The organism is Pseudonocardia halophobica, assembly GCF_027922425.1.
In the GTDB taxonomy this organism is placed as follows: Bacteria; Actinomycetota; Actinomycetes; order Mycobacteriales; family Pseudonocardiaceae; genus Pseudonocardia; species Pseudonocardia halophobica.
Genome location: NZ_BSFQ01000119.1, coordinates 1 through 1,278, shown reverse-complemented (window position 1 = coordinate 1,278; position 1,278 = coordinate 1). Strand labels below are relative to the sequence as shown.

At 70.6% G+C, this 1,278-nt stretch carries 3 protein-coding genes; all 3 read right to left on the bottom strand.

From position 1 onward, the window contains the following. Positions 1-186: an FAD-binding protein gene (locus tag PKE99_RS37570; protein ID WP_271215030.1), complete on the bottom strand. Its 186-nt coding sequence runs from the start codon at positions 184-186 to the stop codon at positions 1-3. Positions 187-229: 43 nt separating this feature from the next. After that, complete coding sequence (locus PKE99_RS37565) at positions 230-871, bottom strand: gluconate 2-dehydrogenase subunit 3 family protein (protein WP_271215029.1); 642 nt, start codon at positions 869-871, stop codon at positions 230-232. 25 nt (positions 872-896) lie between these two features. Beyond that, positions 897-1,278, bottom strand: a 382-nt coding sequence (locus PKE99_RS37560) for a DJ-1/PfpI family protein (RefSeq protein WP_271215028.1), incomplete at its 5' end; no start/stop codon positions are given.

Genomic DNA, 1,278 nt, shown 5'->3' with positions numbered 1-1,278 from the left:
TCACCAGCTCCGCTGGCGCTCGATCTCCCACCCGTCGTACGTGTGCGGGTGGCTCATCGGGTGGATCCAGTCGCCTTGCTCGAGGCAGACGACCTTGAGCCCGCCGTCGCTGAGCCGCTTGCTCATCGCGCCGCCGCCCGCGCCCGCCCCGATGACCAGGACGTCGGTCTCGGTGTGTGCCGCCATCAGCTTTCGATCTCCTGCTTCCTGGATGCGGTGCCCACCCAGCTCATCCGGCCGAGGGGGCGGGCAGCGGGTCGGCGGTCTCGAGCGGCAGCTGCGCCTGCGCGGTGCGGCCGCTGTGTGGGAGGTCGGCAGGGATCTCGGCCCGCCGGACGTCCTCGGTGCGGGTGTAGGTGCCGCGCAGCCGGGCGAGCAGCTCGTCGTCCCAGTCGTCCATGACGTCGGAGTAGCCGTAGGGCTGCGGCGAGTCGCGGTAGTCCTTGGCCGCGGGCAGGAGCCGGTTCATGGCCCGGATGACCTCGGGCCGGGAGTAGTACGCGTGGTAGACGACGTCCCGCAGGCGCGTGAAGAACTCGGGATCCTCGCGCTCGAGTCCTTCCAGGACCCTCACCTGCTCCGTCGAAGTGGCGTCGGCGAAGTCCTGGCCCAACCCCTCGAGCCGGGCCCGCAGATGGTCCTCGCCGAAGAACGGGAACCATCTGGGCTCCCAACCCGCCGGGGCCACGTACCGGGCGATGAACGAGACCACGTCGACCTCGCTCGGCGCCGGGAAACCGTCGCCGCCCGGGATGAGCTCGTCCGCCACGGCGTTCAGGACCGCGGTCTGCAGCTCCGTCAGCCGGACCCCCGGCAGCCAGCCGCCCAGCGGGGGCCGCGCGTCGCGGGAGGTCAAGTTCAGATCGGTCACGTTCCCTCTCCTTTGCGGGACGTCGTCAGACCCGCGTGGGCCAGGCGCGCTCGAGGTAGTTGACGATCGCCCGGCCGAAGTCGGGCAGGTCGACCGGTGTGCGCGAGGTGATGACATTGCCGTCCTCGACGACCGGCTGGTCAACCCACGTGCCGCCGGCGTTCTCGACGTCGACCTTGATCGGCAGATAACCGGTGATCTTGCGGCCCTTGGTGGCGCCGGCAGAGGCGAGCATGCACCCGCCATGGCAGATGGCGGCGACGAGCTTGCCGGACTCGTAGGCCTCCCGGACCAGGTCGACCATCTCGGGGTGCAGGCGCATGTTGTCCGGCGCGAACCCGCCGGGAATGACCACGGCGTCGAAATCGGCAGCCGACGCCTCGGCGGCGGAGGCGTCTGCCTGTAGC

Coding starts and splice junctions, on each gene's coding strand:
- PKE99_RS37570 (WP_271215030.1), bottom strand. CDS start 186: ATGGCGGCACACACCGAGACCGACGTCCTGGTCATCGGGGCGGGCGCG.